The following is a 15,697-nucleotide window of genomic DNA, read 5'->3' on the forward strand; positions in this document are numbered from 1 at the left end:
AGCCTCAAAACATTCCGCCGGATCGCTACCCGGTACGAAAAAACTGACGAGAGCTACCGCGCTATGATCAATCTCGCGGCCTTGAAAATCGCTATGCGCTAATGTCCACAGGCCTTAGTCCCTCGATGGCATGGAGGCGACGCTTCGTTCCGGCGGCTATAACCGCCAGATCGGGAGCCATGGCGAGGATCGTATCGGCGTCGGCAGGTTCGCCCACATGGGCGACGATCCTGCTCGCAAGCACCTGACGCTCCAGATAGTCGCGATAGCGTAACAGCATCTCCTTGCCCGGGGGCGTACCGGACGCAATGATGCCGCCGCCCAGGCCGAGGCGCGTCTCGAACAGATGCGTTTCAAATCCCGCCTCGGCCAGCATCAGCGCGGTGGTCATCCCGCCAGGGCCGGCCCCGACCACTACCGCGCGCCGTCCGATGCCCAGATCGGCTGGAATGGGCGCGTCCAGTTCGCGGCCGGTACGTGGATTTTCCGCGCAGCAGACCCGGTGCAGATTTTCTTGGGCTATGCAGAAATTGCAGGTGGTGCAGGGCCGGATCAGGTCGGGCCGTCCGGTCTCCGCCTTCGTCGGCCAATAGGGATCGGTCAGCGAAGGCCGGCCGAGCGCCACCAGATCACAATCCTCGTCGGCAATCGCACGCTCCGCCAGTTCAGGCGTGCGGATCTGGCCTACACCGATCACTGGCACGCCGGTCGCCTCGCGGAGCCGCCGTGCGTAGGGCAGGCGCCAGCCTTCCGGCGCAGACATGGGTTCCATCACTTTGTCGAAGGCTTCGGGACCGCGGCCGGTGCTGGCGTGCAGGATGTCGATGCCTGCCGCCACCAAATGACGGCATATTTCTTCATTGTCGTCGATCGTTAGCCCGCCTTTGACGAATTCATCCGCCGAAATCCTGTAGCAGAAAGGCAGATCGCCGATTTCCGCCCGCACCGCGCGGATGACGGCAAGGGGGAAAGCCATGCGCCGCTTTGCGTCGCCGCCCCATTCATCGTCACGGTGGTTGGAGATAGGGGAGAGGAATTGCGAGAGCAGATAGCCGTGCGCGCCGTGCAGTTCGATACCATCATAGCCTGCCGAGGCGGCGCGGCGGGCGGAGGCGCCGAATGCTGCGATCAGCCGCTGAATCAACGCCTGGTCCATCGCCTCGACCACCAGCTTGCTGGGGTCGCGTCGCGAATAGACACGACTTGGCCCCCGCGTGATCCCGTCCTTCAGGAATGTGGCGGGAGCGAAGCGCCCCCCATGCTGCAACTGGATGAAGGCCTTCGTCCCGCTCTGATGCAGCGCCTCCACCAGCCGCACATGCCCCTCTATATTGCGGTCCGATTCGAGCGAGAGTTGATGCGCTTCGGTACGGCCGGTGTCGGGATCGACGCTGGTGAACTCGACGATGATCAGGCCGAAGCCGCCGCGCGCCCGCTCTTGGTAAAAGGCGATCTGATCCGCCGTCACCCGTCCATCAGTGCCGCCTAGCGATGACGACATCGGTGCCATCACCACCCGGTTCTTCAGTTCGAGTGGTCCCAGCCGGAACGGCGAGAAAAGATGGGGATAGGCATTCACCGGATAGGGCATCCTTCAGCAGCGACATGCTCGATACGACATGTAAAACATATTACTCTATTGGTGGTTTCTATAGTGTGCGCAAGGGCTTGGCGTGGCCGTCGCATCAAAGCGATTTTATGCGGCGCGGCGCTGGATCATGGCTGCCTCGCTGACCCGCTCCATATCCATTCACGGTCGACCAGGCTGCGCCGAATATTCCAGTCGGCGACACCGCAGTATTCAATCATTCAGCCGGTTCGACAGTGATATTGTTCGCAGATCCGTTTGCTTCCTGTTCCTCGCGGATCATCCGGCGCAATATGCGCCTAGCCCGTATACCAGCGGCGTCGGCTTTCAGGATCAGCGGCTTATGCCCCAGGAAATCGGTACTATCCCCCATGGCTGCCTGTTCCGCCTCTACCATCGGGCCATCCTGGGTCGAGAAGATGGTACCTACTCCCTTTTCCAGCGCGGCCGTCAGCTCCGCATCGTCCTTCCGCTTGTTGCGGCCCGTCACCCAGAAATAATGGGTTGAACGGTCCGTCTCCGGTGTCAGCAGATGCGCCGAAGGCGTATGGAGGCCTGTCGTTTCGATGTCGGCGCCAACTTCGGTGATGGCGGTGTTGGCATAAAGCACCGACGGGGCATCCCAGCGCACGTCGCCGCGTCCATCGCCGCGTTCGCTGTCTGATCCCCACATCATTTTCTGGAACGCGCCGGGGATCTGATTGGGCCTTCTGAGCCGCGACCAGACGGTGTTGCGGGTCACCTCTACCTGATTGTCCCATTCGGCCCAGTGGCTGGTCGAGGCTATCTGCGGGTGCAGATAATTGACGTGGCTCAAGTCCAGCAAATTGTCGGTCACAAGTTCATGATGGCCCTTTACGTGCAGATAGCCTGCCTCGCATTTGAAGGCCGGGTCTGTGATGAAGGAGAAGTCGGGGATCAGGGCGGTGTCCGCGTGGGCCGGATCGCCCATCCAGAGCCAGGCATAACCATGACATTCTGCCACTGGGTAGGATTTGACGCAGATTGGAGCGGGGTTTTCGCCTGTGCCTCCGGGACGCTCACTGCATTGGCCGTCCGGACCGAATTTCAGGCCATGATAGCCGCACCGCAGGTCGTCCACCTCCCGTCGACCCATCGACAAAGGCACGAACCTGTGCGGACAGCGATCCTCAAGCGCAACCAATGTACCGTTCTGCTTGCGGTAAAGCGCGATCAACTCGTTACAGATGCGGCGGCTGATGACGGCGTCGCCAAATTCCTCCGCCGGTCCCGCGACATACCACACGTTCTTCAGGAACATGATGCTCTCCATCTACTTTCGCGTGCTGGCTGGTTTATCCGGCGGACAGCTTGCGTATTGACGCCAGCATATGGTGTCGCGCGCGGAGTGAGAAGTGATGCAGGCGGCTTTGTCTTGCGGCCATCCGCCACCGTGGAGCAAAATCGGACGTTACCGGATGCGAAGGGCACATAGGATGTCCAAACCGCCGTGGATCAGGCGCGCTCGAACACCGCCGTCAAGCCTTGGCCACCGCCGATGCACATCGTCTCAATACCGTAACGCGCGCCGCGTCGATCCATTTCTCGTAGCAGTGTGGCCATGATCCTACCGCCAGTGGCGCCGACCGGATGGCCGAGCGAAATGCCAGAGCCGTTGACGTTAAGCCGCGCATAGTCGTCCGCACCGAACTTCCATTCGCGCAGACAGCCGATCACCTGCGCGGCGAAAGCCTCGTTCAGCTCGATGAGGTCGATATCCGCGAGAGACAGTCCCGCCCGCTCCAACGCTTTTGCGGTCGAGGGCACGGGGCCGATCCCCATGATGTTGGGCGCTACGCCGGCCACCGCCCAGCTCTTGAGGGTGGCAAAGGGGCTGAGGCCATATTTGTCGGCGGCAGCTCGGGTGCAAACGACCGCAGCCGACCCGCCGTCATTCTGGCCGCTCGCATTGCCAGCCGTAACCGTTGCGTCGGTATCGCCCTTGCCAAGCAAGGGCTTCAGTTTTGCGAGTGCCTCGATCGTCACGTCCGGGCGGGGATGCTCATCGCGGTCGATGATGATGTCGCCCTTCTTCCGATCTCGCACGGTGACCGGGATAATCTCGTCGGCAAAGCGGCCCGCCTCATGTGCGGCAACCGCTTTGCGGTGGGAGGCGATGGCGAATTCATCCTGTTCCTCACGCGGTATTGCGTAGGCCTTGCGGACATTCTCCGCCGTCTCGATCATACCGCCGGGAATGGGGAAATTCTTGCCGCCGGCGGTGATGCGGCCCCGGGCCAGTGAGTCATGCAGCATGAAGCCGCCTCCCCTGACCCCGAAACGCGGTTCATGGCTGAAGAAGGCAGCGTTGCTCATCGATTCTGCGCCGCCGACCACCACCAGATCGGCACCGCCGCTGCCCACCGTCATTGCGCCATAGATAACCGCTTGCAGTCCCGATCCGCATCGCCGATCGATCTGAATGCCTGGCGTCTCGATCGGCAGCCCTGCGTCCAGTGCCACCACGCGACCGAGTGCCGGAGCCTCCATCGTAGGATAGCATTGCGCGAAGATCACATCTTCGACCGCGTCGAGCGGCAGCTTGGTGCGCTTCAGCAGGCCGCTCAGGGCGGCGACGCCCATCTCAACCGCCGACTTGTCCTTGAAGATGCCGCCAAAGCCCCCGACCGGGGTCCGGACCGGTTCGCAGATCACCACGTCACGCATGTGCATTCTCCAAAGCTTTTTAGCGACCCGTCCAGGTTGGGGCACGTTTTTCCACGAAGGCGCGGGGGCCTTCCTTGCTGTCTTCGGTGGCCATCACGCGCTTCATTCCGTCGCGGGAGATGCGCCGCATCTCGACATCGCTATGGTCACCCGCCATGCGGGTACAAGCGATGCTCTCCTGGACGGAAACCGGCGCGTTGGCGACGATCGCGCGGGCGAGGTCGAGTGCCTCGTCCATGACGCGATCGGATGCCACCAGCCGGTTGACCATGCCATAGTCGGCAGCCTCCGCAGCGCTGATAGGATCGCCCGTCGCCACCATCTCGATGGCGATATTACGCGGCAACACGCGCGCGATGCGATGGACGCCCCCGGCATTGGCCATCAGACCACGCTTGACTTCGGGCAGGCCAAAACGGCTGTCGATGGACGCAACGATCATGTCGCAGGCCAGCGCCATTTCCATCCCGCCGCCCAGCGCCGGACCGTCCACGGCGGCGATCCATGGCTTGGCGCGGCTCGCGTCGATCAATCCGGCAAAACCCCCGTCGCCGGGCCGCAATTCATGCACACGCCCGGCCGATACGACCTTTAGGTCCGCGCCCGCGCTGAACATGCCAGGCGCAGCAGAGGTCAGCACCACTACGCGGATGGCGGGATCGGCCTCCGTTCGCTCGATCGCCGCGACCATCGCATTGGCCAGTTCGCCATTAACGGCGTTGCGCGCCTGTGGCCGGTTGAAACGCAACACAGCAATATGCCTGTCCACGATGTCGTAGAGCAGCACGTCTTCGCTGGAATTATCGGCCATGACTATTATCCCTCAAGGCTTCAGTTGCGCCCGGCCACAAGGCCTCGGCCGATGACATGCGCCTGGATTTCGGCCGCACCCTCGAAGATGTTGAGGATACGGGCATCGCACAGCACGCGACTCGCCTCATATTCAAGCGCATAGCCATTGCCGCCGTGAATCTGGACATTGAGGTCTGCATTCGACCATGCGACGCGCGCGCCCAGCAGTTTGGCCATGCCCGCCTCAATGTCGCAGCGATCACCCTTATCCTTATGCCGTGCGGCGGCGTAGGTCAGCTCGCGCGCCATGACCAGTTCGGCCACCATCAGCGCCAACTTGTCCGACACCCGCGGAAAATCGGCGAGGGGCTTGCCGAATTGCTTGCGCTCGGTGGCATAGCGCAGCGCAAGATCGAAAGCGTTCCAGCCTACGCCCACGGCGCGCGCTGCGGTCTGTATGCGGGCGCCCTCGAAGGTGCGCATCAACTGCTTGAAGCCTTCACCCTCCGCGCCGCCCAGCAGGCCATCTGCTGCCACCGGAAAATCGTCGAAGGACAGAACATATTCCTTCATGCCGCGATAGCCCAGAACCTCGATCTCGCCACCATCGATGCCCTCATCGGGAAATGCAGTTCCGGCAGTACCGCGCGATTTGGACGCGAGCAGCATCGACAGCCCGCCATAACCCGGCTTGTCCGGATTGGTCCGACACAAAACGGTCATCAGATCCGCGCGCCCGGCATGGGTGATCCATGTCTTTGATCCCGTGATCCGCCACTCGCCCTCGGCACCCTGCCGCGCGCGGGTGCGCACGGACGCGAGGTCGGAGCCGGTATCGGGCTCGGTGAACACCGCTGTGGGAAGTACGCTGCCATCGGCCAACGCCGGTAGCCACTTCGCTTTCTGATCAGGCGTCCCGTTCTCGCCGATCAGTTCGCCCGCGATCTCCGAACGGGTTCCGAGCGATCCTGCGCAGATCCAGGCGCGCGATAATTCCTCCGACACGAGGCTCATCGCAAGCTTGCCAAGCCCCAGCCCACCAAAGGCTTCATCGATGCAGACGCCGAAGACGCCAAGCTGCGCCATCTCCTTGACCACTTCGTCGGGGATCAGCACGTCGTCCAGATGCCATTGATGGGCGTTGGGTGCAATGCGTTCGGCCGCGAAGTTGCGAAACTGCTGGCGGATCATGTCCAGAGTCTCGTCGTCGAACGATTCGTCGGGCAGTTCGCCGTCGCGCAGCCGTGCTACTAGCGCCAACCGGGTCGCGGCAGTATTCCCGCCGTCCAGGAACAGCGTCACGGAGGGGTCTGCAGCAAAAATGGCAGCCGCCTCGTCCAGTCCCAGTTCGTGCGGGCGAACCAGTTCGTTTTGGCTCATCGGCACGCCGCCCAGCAACTGTGCGCAATATTCGCCGAACCCCACGCGGAGAACCAGTTCGTCAATCGACCGCAACCGACCCGCTGCCTGCGCGCGTCCGGCCCAATCGGCGGTTGCGGCCAGCGCCTCGACCGTAGTGGTGATCCAGGCGAAGCCGTGGACCAGGCGTTGGTTGACATCAGCAAGCTTGGAATCGACATGACCTTCCGGCGCGATGACGCCGGCCGTGCGTGCCAGCGCTGCGGCGAAATAGGCATGGGCGGCGGATGCCGCGCCCAGGGCGGAATGAACCCAGTCTGTCATCTTATCGTGTCACTTTCGCAGTCATGCCGGTGGTGCCGTCACAGCGAACGGCGCAGACCTCGTCTGCCTCACCGGTCTGGAGGAATATGCTCTGGCCCAGGAACAATGGCGCCTGGGCACGAAAGCTGAAGCTTTTGATCGGACCTGTACGCATCGCAAGTCCCGCCAGTTTCGCGGCGGTCAGTGGGCCATGGATCACGAGCGAGGGATAGCCCTCCACGCCGGTCGCATAGGCACGATCATAGTGGATGCGGTGGCCATTAAAGGTGGCCGCTGAAAATCGGAACAGGTTGACCTCGGCGGGATGCCAGCGTTCGCCTTCGGGTTCGTTCGCCGCCGCCTCCGGCATCGGTACCGGACCGCCCTCGCCGCGATAAACATAGCTCTGACGCTCAGACACGCGCACGACGCCTGCTTGCTCCAACAGCCGATCGACCTCCACGAATATCAGATCGCCCGATCGGCCGCTTTTGTGCGTTACCTGCGCCACGCTGCTCGTCAGGCTTGCGGGCGCACCGAGTTCCAAGGGTGCCTTAAAAGCGATCGACGCCGCCGCGAACATGCGGCGGGGCAGGGGAATGGCTGGCAAAAAGCCGCCGCGGCGCGGATGACCGTCCTCTCCTATGTCGCCGTCGGTCGATGCAGGGAGGAAGAACGCCCAGTGCGCCAGCGGCGGCAGAACCCGCTCGACGTCGGGATCGGCACCGATCGCGAGCGCATAACGGCGCAGGCTCTCCAGCTCCAAAATCTGCTGGATATTTTCAGCACGGCCGATGGCGCTCTGCCACTCGGTGATCCCCGCCTCGCTGATGGCGTTCATCCGACCAGCCCCTCGTCATGCAGGCGGCTGATCTCGCCATCGCCCATGCCCAGCAACTCCGCCAGCACTTCGTCCGTATCCTGGCCGATGGTGGGGGCGGGCGCAGGGGCCAGCCGATCCTCACCCAGGATACGCGCGGGCGCGCCCGGCGTCGGGTATGCGTCACCGCCTGCATGACCGATGTCAGCGAAGATCGAATTGTCGCCAAACAGGCGCGGTTCCGTATTCAGCGCCTCGCTCAGCGTTCTGTAGATCGACCAGGTGACGCCCACTTTGTCGAACATTGGAGCGAGGGTGTTCAGTGACCGTGTCCCGATCGCATCTGCGACCAGCGGATTGATCCGGTCGCGGTGGGTGAAACGCAGTCCTTCGTCCTTCGCGAGCGAAACTCCCAATTCCGCCTCCAGCACTGCCACTTCCTCAGCGATGCCGAGCGAGGACAGCATTCCAGTCCACTGGCGCGGCGTGATCGCCACGATCATCACGCGCACGCCGTCCGCTGTCACGAAATCGCGACCGAAGGCACCGAACAGGTCGTTTCCTGCACGAACCCGGTCCGCGCCCGACAGCAGCACTTCCGCGACATTGCCCAGATTGCCGAGCGTCCCCGCCGCGATGTCTGAGAGCGCAAGCCTCACCTCGCGACTCTTGCCCAACATCCGACGGTCGCGCTCCGCCGCCAGCAGGGCGAAGGCGCCATAGGCCCCCGCGAGCAAATCCCAGGCGGGCAGTATATGATTGACCGGTCGCGTATCATCGGTGGGGCCAGTCATCGCCGGCACGCCGACGCTGGCGTTGATCGTATAATCGACCGCCGGGTTGCCATCCGCCCAACCCATGACGCGCAGGCAGACCAGATCCTTGCGCAGCGCCTTCAACGCATCATAGGACAGGAAGCCGTTCACCGGGAAATTGGTAACGAACAGGCCATCGCCCGCGCTCGCCAGCCGCTGCGCCAATTCGCGCCCTTCGGGTCGGCTCAGGTCGATCGCGACCGACGTCTTGCCCTTGTTCAGCCCCTCCCAATAGAGGCTCTGGCCGCTGGGGCCAATGGGCCAGCGCTTACTGTCGGGTCCACCACCGATCTGGTCGAAACGGATGACCTTGGCACCCATCTGCGCCAGATATAAACCGCAGGATGGGCCGGCGATGAACGCCGCACCCTCGACAACGGTCATGCCCTTGAGCAGATCGTACATCAGCCCACCTCGTACAGCGACAGGCCGAGTTGCGCGCGACGGCGCAGCCACAGGCTGGGACGGTAGCGGTCGGACCCCGTGATCGCCTGAAGTTGCTGCATGATCAGGTGGGTCTTGGCGATACCCAGCCATTCTCCCCATTCGATCGGACCCTTGGGATAATTCTGCGCCAGCTTCATGGCGATATCGATGTCCCGGGGCGTGCCGACGCCGATCTGTGCAAGTTCGCAGCCCAGATTGGCGACCATGGCCAACATGCGCTGCAGCACGAAACCGGGCGAATCCCCGATCACCTCGACCCACAAGCCCTTGGAGCGCAGCCAGTCCGCGACGCTTTCCGCCGTCGACCGCCCGCCGACCGCCGCCATCACCGTCAGATGGTCGGCGGCAAAGGCGGTGAAGTCGATCGCAACCGTGGTGTTGGGATCGAGTCCCAGCCGTGCGCAAGCGGTTGCGCAATCCTCGCCGATCGGGGCGATCAGCGTGACGTCATTGCCCTGTTCCCATCCGGCCCGCTCAGCGAGCGCCTCGAATTCTGGTGCCGCCTCGCCAAGGGCGGGTTTGATCTCGGGCGGGCTTGCAGTTGCTTCTGGTGAAGCGGGAAACCCGATGGCTTCGGCTGCATAGCTGAAAAACCCCTGTCCGGTCTTGCGTCCGAACCGCCCCGCTGCCGCCATCAGTGCATGCAGCGTAGTGGTTTTGAGGCGCGGGTCGTGTTGATAACCCTCATAGATATAGGTGGACGCTGCGTAGTTTACATCAATGCCGGTCAGGTCCATCAACTCGAACGGCCCCATGCGAAAACCCGCAGCGTCGCGCATGATGCGATCGATCACTACAGGCTCGGCTACGCCCTCCTGCACGATCGCCAGCCCTTCTTGCGCGTAGGCGCGGCCCTGCAGGTTGACCAGAAAACCCGGTCCATCCTTCACCGTCACCGGCACCTTGTCGATCGCCTTCGACAGCGCAGTGGCGCGTTCGGCGATCGCTGCGCTCGTACCCGGAGCGGTGATGACCTCGACCAGTTTCATCAGCGGCACCGGGTTGAAGAAGTGCAGGCCGCACACACGCTCCTTGTGCGTGCAATGGGCTGCGATCGCCGCGACCGACAACGAAGACGTGTTGGTAGCCAGGATCGCGTCGGGAGCAACGATCGCTTCCAGATCTGCGAACAATTTCTGTTTTGGCTCCAGCCTTTCGATGATCGCTTCGACCACTGCCTGCGCGGGGGCGAAGGCGGCAAGGTCGCTCGCCAGCGTCAACCGCGCCATCATCGTTTCGGTTGACCCGTCGGGTAACATGCCCTTTTCGACCAGACGGGTGATCCGTCCCTTGATATCCTTGCCCGCCTTCGCTCGCGCATCGGGTGAAAGATCGAACAGAATGACGTCCAGCCCGGACGTAAGCCCAATCTGGGCGATGCCCGCGCCCATTGGTCCGGCACCGACGACGCCCAGGATGTTCACTTCGCTCATTCTGCTCTACTCGATTGTCTCTTGGTGATTGTCGGTGCGGTCTCGCTGGCCCAAATATGCTTGCCCCGTTCGTTGGCGGCGATCATCCGGTCCCAATGTGCTTCGTCATTGCCCTGGAACTTGAAGTGGAAATGTGTGGCGGTGCGGAACTCCAGCACTTCGACGCCCTCTGGTCCGACTTCATAGCTATAGACGAAGTCGGCAGGGATCAGCACGCCATCCCCCTGTCCTAGCTTTTGCGTACCCATCGTCAGCGATCCAGCGATCACATAATAGAGGCAGTCCGCGTCATGGCTGTGTCGGGGCAGAATATAGCCGCTCTTGAACCAGGCATAGGTCAGGCTGGTGCCTGTCGCCTCGTCCTCGAACAGGACGATGACCTTCGTACCAAGTTCCTCCGTATTTCCGACCTTGGCGAGCCTGCTCAAGCCTGCCATCACGCTTTCGTCGAAACCGATCATCGGCATCTTCTCGCGGGTCAGCGGTGCGCCGTCAGCGAACCTGTATATCTTCATGCGTTTGCGGGTTGCAGTGCTGCTTTCGGTCATCGATCCTCTCCTGGTGGCTAGCCGTCCTCAGACGGCCAGTCCTGCCTCGCGCAGCAGCGCCTTGGCGATGATGGTTTGCTGGATCTGGCTCGTGCCTTCGTAGATGCGCATGAGCCGGACGTCGCGGAAGAAGCGCTCTACCTTATATTCCGCCATATAGCCGGCACCGCCATGGACCTGGACAGCGCGATCGGCGACCCGGCCCAACGCCTCGCTCGCAAAATATTTGGTCGAAGCGACGTCGCGAGACACTTTTTCGCCCGCGTCAAAGCGTGCCGCGACGTCACGCGTCATGCACCAGGCGGCGAAGGCATCAGTCTGGCTGTCGGCGATCAGCCCCTGCACTAATTGGAACGCGCCGATTGCCTGCCCGAACTGTTGCCGCTCGACTGCATATTGCACGCTTTCCTGAACCAGCCGGCTGCACATGCCCGACGACAGGGCGGAAAGATGGATACGCCCGCGATCCAGTACCTTCATCGCAGTTTTGAACCCGCGACCGGGAACCAAGCCGATGATGTTGGCGGCCGGCACCTCGACATTGTCGAAGATGACGTCGCAGGTAACGGTGCCCTTCTGGCCCATCTTCTTGTCGTTCTTGCCAAAGCTGATGCCCGGCGTGCTGGCATCGACGATGAAGGCGGTGATACCCGCTGCGCCTTTGACATCGGACTCACTGCGGGCCATCACGGTAAACATGCCCGCACGCGGGGCATTGGTGATGTATCGCTTGGTGCCGTTAATGCGGTAGATGTTTCCATCTTTAGCCGCCGTCGTGCGGATCGACGCAGCATCCGATCCCGCATTGGGTTCGGTCAGCGCGAAGCTGGCGAACATGCCGCCAGCGAGCTTGGGCAGCCATTCCGACTTCTGCTCTTCGGTGCCATCCATGACAATGCCTTGGCTACCGATGCCGACCGTAGTGCCGATGACGGACCGGTAAGCGAAAGATGTGCGGCCCAGCTCGAAGATAATCTCGGCCTCTTCCGACATTGTCAGGCCCAGCCCATCATATTTCACGGGCACAGTCAGGCCGAACAGGCCCAGGTCGCGCATCTCCGCAATGATCTCTGTAGGAACGGCGTCCTCATGCTCGACGCGATCCTCATTGGGGATCAACCGCTCATCGACGAACCGCCGAACGGTATCGCGCAAAAGGGAAAATGTCTCCTGATCCAAAACCCGCCTCCCATGTCGGGCGACTATCCGCACCTGACAATTTTTGTAATAGAGGTTTCTCTATTGCCGTTTGGCCGATCGACATGCAAGTCCCATTTGAATGGGCTGACGTTATATCGACGGCATGACGCGACAGTTCAGTCGTCAGAGCGCTTTGATTTCGACCGCGAGGATACTGCTGGACCCTTCACGATCAAAAGAGGGGTCATAGCCGGTCGTCGCTGCGCTCATGCGCGCGAGAAAGGCAGGCAAATCATCAGTCTCCACTTCATAGGCGGCAAAATAGGGCCATGGAGCCTTGTCGCCCAATGCTTTGAACCGCCGCGTGCCCACAATGCCGTCCACCGCGCGCAATTCGGGCAGATGCACGTCATCATACCAACGATTATATTGGATTTCCTGTTCTTCGCCCGGTTTGGGTCCATTGAGTGCGAGGATCATATATTTGGCCATGTTCACTTTCCTCTGCTGATCGCCGCGATATGTCGAAAATATCAGCCTCCTGCGGGTGCCATGTCGGCGTCGGACAAGAACATGCCGACCCGCGGTTCGACCGACTTGTCGACGCGATAATGGGAAAAATCGGATACGCCGGTACTCGCCAGCAATGTGTCGTCGATGAAGAACTGACCCGTGCACTCGCGCGCCGGGCGGGTGACGATGGCGTAAGCCGCATCGGCCATGATCTCAGGCGTGCGACAATGGCGCAATTGTTCGGCATTGGCCGCAGCAAATTCGATGGCCGCGGTGGCGATGCCGTAGCGGGGCCATAGTGCGTTGAAGGCAATGCCTTGCCGCCGATATTCTTCGGCCATGCCTAATACCGTCATCGACATGCCATATTTGGACATGGTGTAGGCGACATGGCCGGCAAACCATCGCGGGTCCATATTGATCGGCGGCGACATGGTCAGCACATGCGGGTTATCTGCGTTGCGCAGATAAGGAATAGCGGCTTTGGACACGAAAAAAGTGCCGCGAACATTGATATCGTGCATCAGGTCGTAGCGTTTGGGTTCGGTCTCCTCGACCGGTGTTTTGAAAATCGCCGATGCATTGTTGACCAGGATGTCGATGCCGCCAAAATGATCAGTGGCCCGCGCCATCGCCGCCTCTACAGTGTCGAGTTCAAGCACGTTCATCACCAGTGGCAGTGCTTTACCGCCTGCGGCTTCGATCTCGCTGGCCGCGCTGTAAATCGTACCGGGCAGATGCTTGTGCGGTTCCGCCGTCTTCGCCGCCAGCACTACGTTTGCGCCATCGCGCGCTGCGCGCAACCCGATCGCAAGACCGATGCCTCGGCTTCCCCCGCTGATGAACAGCGTCTTCCCAGCAAGCGTCATTTAATTTTACTCCTGCCCAATGGCATGCAGCCGAAATGGCTGAATGGCAATATTGAAATATCTCTATTCTCCAATGAACATTGCTGGTCGTTTCTCGCGGAAGGCGGCAACGCCCTCCTGGTGATCGCGCGTAAAGCCTGCCGCGCTTTGATGATCGCGTTCCATAGTGAGCGTCGCATCGAAGCCGTCATCCAGCGCGGCGCGCACTTGCCGACGGATCATTCGCAACGTCAGCGGCGGCATCGCGGCCAGTCGCCGGGCGATCGCCAAGCTTTCGTCCATCAGCGCCTCATCGTCGACGATGCGGTTGATCAGTCCGGCGGCCAATGCATCGGGGGCCAGCAATTTGTCGCCTAGCAGCGCCATTTCCAATGCCTTGGCGCGCCCGACTGACTTCGCTACCAGCCAGGTCGAAGCCATATCCGGTACCAGGCCGATACGCGCGAACGCCAGCATGAAACTGGCCGATCGGGCCGCCACGGCTATGTCACCCGCCAGGGCAAGAGATGCACCGGCACCCGCCGCCACGCCGTTGATCGCGGTTACGACGGGCAACCGGCTTTCCGCCAATGCCTGCGCCAGCGGGTTATAGTATCGCTCGGCAACTTCGCCCAGATCTCGGCCCGCTCTTTCCCCGGTCAGTGCCGCGCCAGAGCAGAAGCCGCAGCCTGCGCCCGTAATCACCAGCGCCCGCGCTCCATCTCGCGCCGCGCCATCGATCAACCGGGGCAATGCGGTCAGCATGTCGTAGGAAAGGGCATTGAGCCGTTCGGGCGCGTTCAGTGTCAGGATCGCGAGATCCCCATCGCGCGACGTTAGTATGTTTTCGGTGTTCGCCATCATTCGCTCCCATTCTCGCGCATCTTCAGGCTGGAACCCAATCCTCCGCTGCGTCTATCAACATGGTTTTGGGCTCGAGATAGGCGCGCAGGCCGATCGCGCCGCCCTCGCGACCGATACCGGACTGCTTGAAGCCGCCGAAGGCGATGTTGAAGTCCACCTTGAAGCCGTTGTGCCCAACCGTCCCGGCCCGGATTTGCCGTCCCACGCGCCATGCGTCTTGCGGATCCTGGGTAAAGACCGCGCTGTTGAGGCCGAAGGGAGAATTGTTTGCGATGGCGATCGCATGATCCTCGTCGTCGGCAGGAATGATCACCGCTACGGGTCCGAAAATCTCCTCCTGCGCTATCGTGGCGTTCGGATTGACATCGCAGAACAGGGTCGGTTCGACGAACCAGCCAGCATTGCATTGGGCTGGCCGCTTGCCCCCAGCCGCCAGGGTCGCGCCTTCTGCCTGCCCACGCTGAATATAGCCTTCAACACGGTGACGTTGGCTTTCGGTAGCGAGCGGACCCAGCTGGCTGTCCTCGGCGAACGGATCGCCGACCTTGATCGCGGCGAACGCGGCGGCCATCGCGTCGGTGAATACGGCCTGACGCCGGCGCGGCACTACGATGCGGGTCAGTGCGGCACACACCTGCCCGTTCATGTACATCAGCGGCGCTGCCAGCTGTTGCGCCGCCTGCTCGACATCATAATCTTCCAACAGCACCGCCGCGCTCTTGCCACCCAGTTCCAAAGTGCAGCGGGCAATGCGCTCACCGCAGATGGCCGCGATTTGACGACCTGCCGCGCTGGAGCCAGTGAAGCTCACCTTGTCGACATCGGGATGGCGTACCAGCAGTTCGGACACTGCGCGATCGGCGGTCACGACGTTGATGACCCCCGCCGGCAGGCCGATCTCATCGCAGATTTCCGCCAGGATCAGAGCCTCGGTCGGCGCCTCCGGCGATGCCTTGACGATCATCGTGCAGCCCGCCAACAATGCCGGCGCGACCTTGAGTGCCATCAGTGAGAGCGGCGCATTCCATGGCACGATCGCGGCGACGACGCCGACCGGCTCATGCACCAGCAGTCCGGCTCCGCCAGTAATCGTCTTATGCTGCTCAACGAATGGATAGGTTTCGGCAAGCGCCGCATAATTGGTAAAAATCATCGTTCCTGCATAGGAACCCGGCGCCGCCAGACTCGCCAATATGCCCATCTGGTTGCTCTGCGCCGCCGCCAGAGCGGGCGCCCGTTCCGTGAGCTTCTGGGCGATCAAATTCAGCCAAGCGGCGCGCTCGACATGGCTCATGCGCGGCCATGGTCCCTTATCGAACGCCTGACGCGCAGCCGCTATGGCGCGATGGATGTCCGCCGGTCCGGCTTCCGCCACCCGTGCGAAGGCGCTGCCACTGTGGGCGGCGATGACGGTGAATATGGCGTCCGTTTCGGGTCTGACCCAAGTGCCATCGATATAGAGGCTGTCGGGATGCGTCAGCGACGGGTGGAAAGCTTGATCGATCATGAGAGTTTTCTTTTCGTGAAGGAGGGAGGAAT

14 protein-coding genes and 1 pseudogene are annotated in these 15,697 nt (G+C 61.9%); 1 reads left to right on the top strand and 14 read right to left on the bottom strand.

Annotation, left to right across the window (positions count from 1 at the left end; all coding sequences use genetic code 11):
* Positions 1–102: pseudogene (locus KRZ98_RS07330) on the top strand (IS5/IS1182 family transposase); the annotation flags it as partial.
* Here the strand turns inward: KRZ98_RS07330 and KRZ98_RS07335 are convergent.
* The 14 genes from KRZ98_RS07335 to KRZ98_RS07400 all read right to left on the bottom strand — a co-directional run bounded on the left by KRZ98_RS07335 (position 92) and on the right by KRZ98_RS07400 (position 15,665).
* Entirely contained in the window at positions 92–1,579 is a 1,488-nt protein-coding gene (locus KRZ98_RS07335) for an NAD(P)-binding protein (RefSeq protein WP_368389798.1), read from the bottom strand. The pseudogene KRZ98_RS07330 and the gene KRZ98_RS07335 sit on opposite strands and share 11 nt — an antisense overlap.
* 226 nt (positions 1,580–1,805) lie before the next feature.
* Positions 1,806–2,870: an aromatic ring-hydroxylating dioxygenase subunit alpha gene (locus KRZ98_RS07340; RefSeq protein WP_217673002.1), complete on the bottom strand. Its 1,065-nt coding sequence runs from the start codon at positions 2,868–2,870 to the stop codon at positions 1,806–1,808.
* Positions 2,871–3,064: 194 nt separating this feature from the next.
* Positions 3,065–4,276 (bottom strand): acetyl-CoA C-acetyltransferase, encoded by a 1,212-nt coding sequence (locus KRZ98_RS07345; RefSeq protein WP_217673003.1) that lies wholly within the window; start codon positions 4,274–4,276, stop codon positions 3,065–3,067.
* A gap of 19 nt (positions 4,277–4,295) precedes the next feature.
* Positions 4,296–5,087 carry an enoyl-CoA hydratase-related protein gene (locus KRZ98_RS07350; protein WP_217673004.1) on the bottom strand — a complete coding sequence of 264 codons (792 nt, stop codon included), beginning with the start codon at positions 5,085–5,087 and terminating at the stop codon, positions 4,296–4,298.
* 20 nt (positions 5,088–5,107) lie between these two features.
* Complete coding sequence (locus KRZ98_RS07355; RefSeq protein WP_217673005.1) at positions 5,108–6,751, bottom strand: acyl-CoA dehydrogenase family protein; 1,644 nt, start codon at positions 6,749–6,751, stop codon at positions 5,108–5,110.
* 1 nt (position 6,752) lies between these two features.
* Positions 6,753–7,571 (bottom strand): hypothetical protein, encoded by an 819-nt coding sequence (locus KRZ98_RS07360; RefSeq protein ID WP_217673006.1) that lies wholly within the window; start codon positions 7,569–7,571, stop codon positions 6,753–6,755.
* Entirely contained in the window at positions 7,568–8,770 is a 1,203-nt protein-coding gene (locus KRZ98_RS07365; protein ID WP_217673007.1) for a CoA transferase, read from the bottom strand. Before KRZ98_RS07365 ends, KRZ98_RS07360 begins: the two co-directional genes overlap by 4 nt.
* A complete protein-coding gene (locus KRZ98_RS07370; RefSeq protein WP_217673008.1) occupies positions 8,770–10,245 on the bottom strand; it encodes a 3-hydroxyacyl-CoA dehydrogenase in 1,476 nt (491 codons plus the stop codon). The genes KRZ98_RS07365 and KRZ98_RS07370 overlap by 1 nt, the downstream gene beginning before the upstream one ends.
* Complete coding sequence (locus tag KRZ98_RS07375) at positions 10,242–10,793, bottom strand: cupin domain-containing protein (protein ID WP_217673009.1); 552 nt, start codon at positions 10,791–10,793, stop codon at positions 10,242–10,244. Before KRZ98_RS07375 ends, KRZ98_RS07370 begins: the two co-directional genes overlap by 4 nt.
* A 27-nt stretch (positions 10,794–10,820) precedes the next feature.
* Entirely contained in the window at positions 10,821–11,972 is a 1,152-nt protein-coding gene (locus KRZ98_RS07380; RefSeq protein ID WP_217673010.1) for an acyl-CoA dehydrogenase family protein, read from the bottom strand.
* A 144-nt stretch (positions 11,973–12,116) separates the two neighbouring features.
* Positions 12,117–12,425, bottom strand: a complete 309-nt coding sequence (locus KRZ98_RS07385; RefSeq protein ID WP_217673011.1) for a hypothetical protein — start codon at positions 12,423–12,425, stop codon at positions 12,117–12,119.
* 41 nt (positions 12,426–12,466) lie between these two features.
* A complete protein-coding gene (locus KRZ98_RS07390) occupies positions 12,467–13,315 on the bottom strand; it encodes an NAD(P)-dependent oxidoreductase (RefSeq protein ID WP_217673012.1) in 849 nt (282 codons plus the stop codon).
* 63 nt (positions 13,316–13,378) lie between these two features.
* Positions 13,379–14,158 (bottom strand): enoyl-CoA hydratase-related protein, encoded by a 780-nt coding sequence (locus KRZ98_RS07395; protein ID WP_254798183.1) that lies wholly within the window; start codon positions 14,156–14,158, stop codon positions 13,379–13,381.
* A 22-nt stretch (positions 14,159–14,180) separates the two neighbouring features.
* Positions 14,181–15,665 (bottom strand): aldehyde dehydrogenase, encoded by a 1,485-nt coding sequence (locus KRZ98_RS07400; RefSeq protein ID WP_217673013.1) that lies wholly within the window; start codon positions 15,663–15,665, stop codon positions 14,181–14,183.
* Positions 15,666–15,697: the final 32 nt, after the last annotated feature.

This window comes from Sphingobium sp. AS12 (assembly GCF_019097845.1).
Taxonomy (GTDB): Bacteria; Pseudomonadota; Alphaproteobacteria; order Sphingomonadales; family Sphingomonadaceae; genus Sphingobium.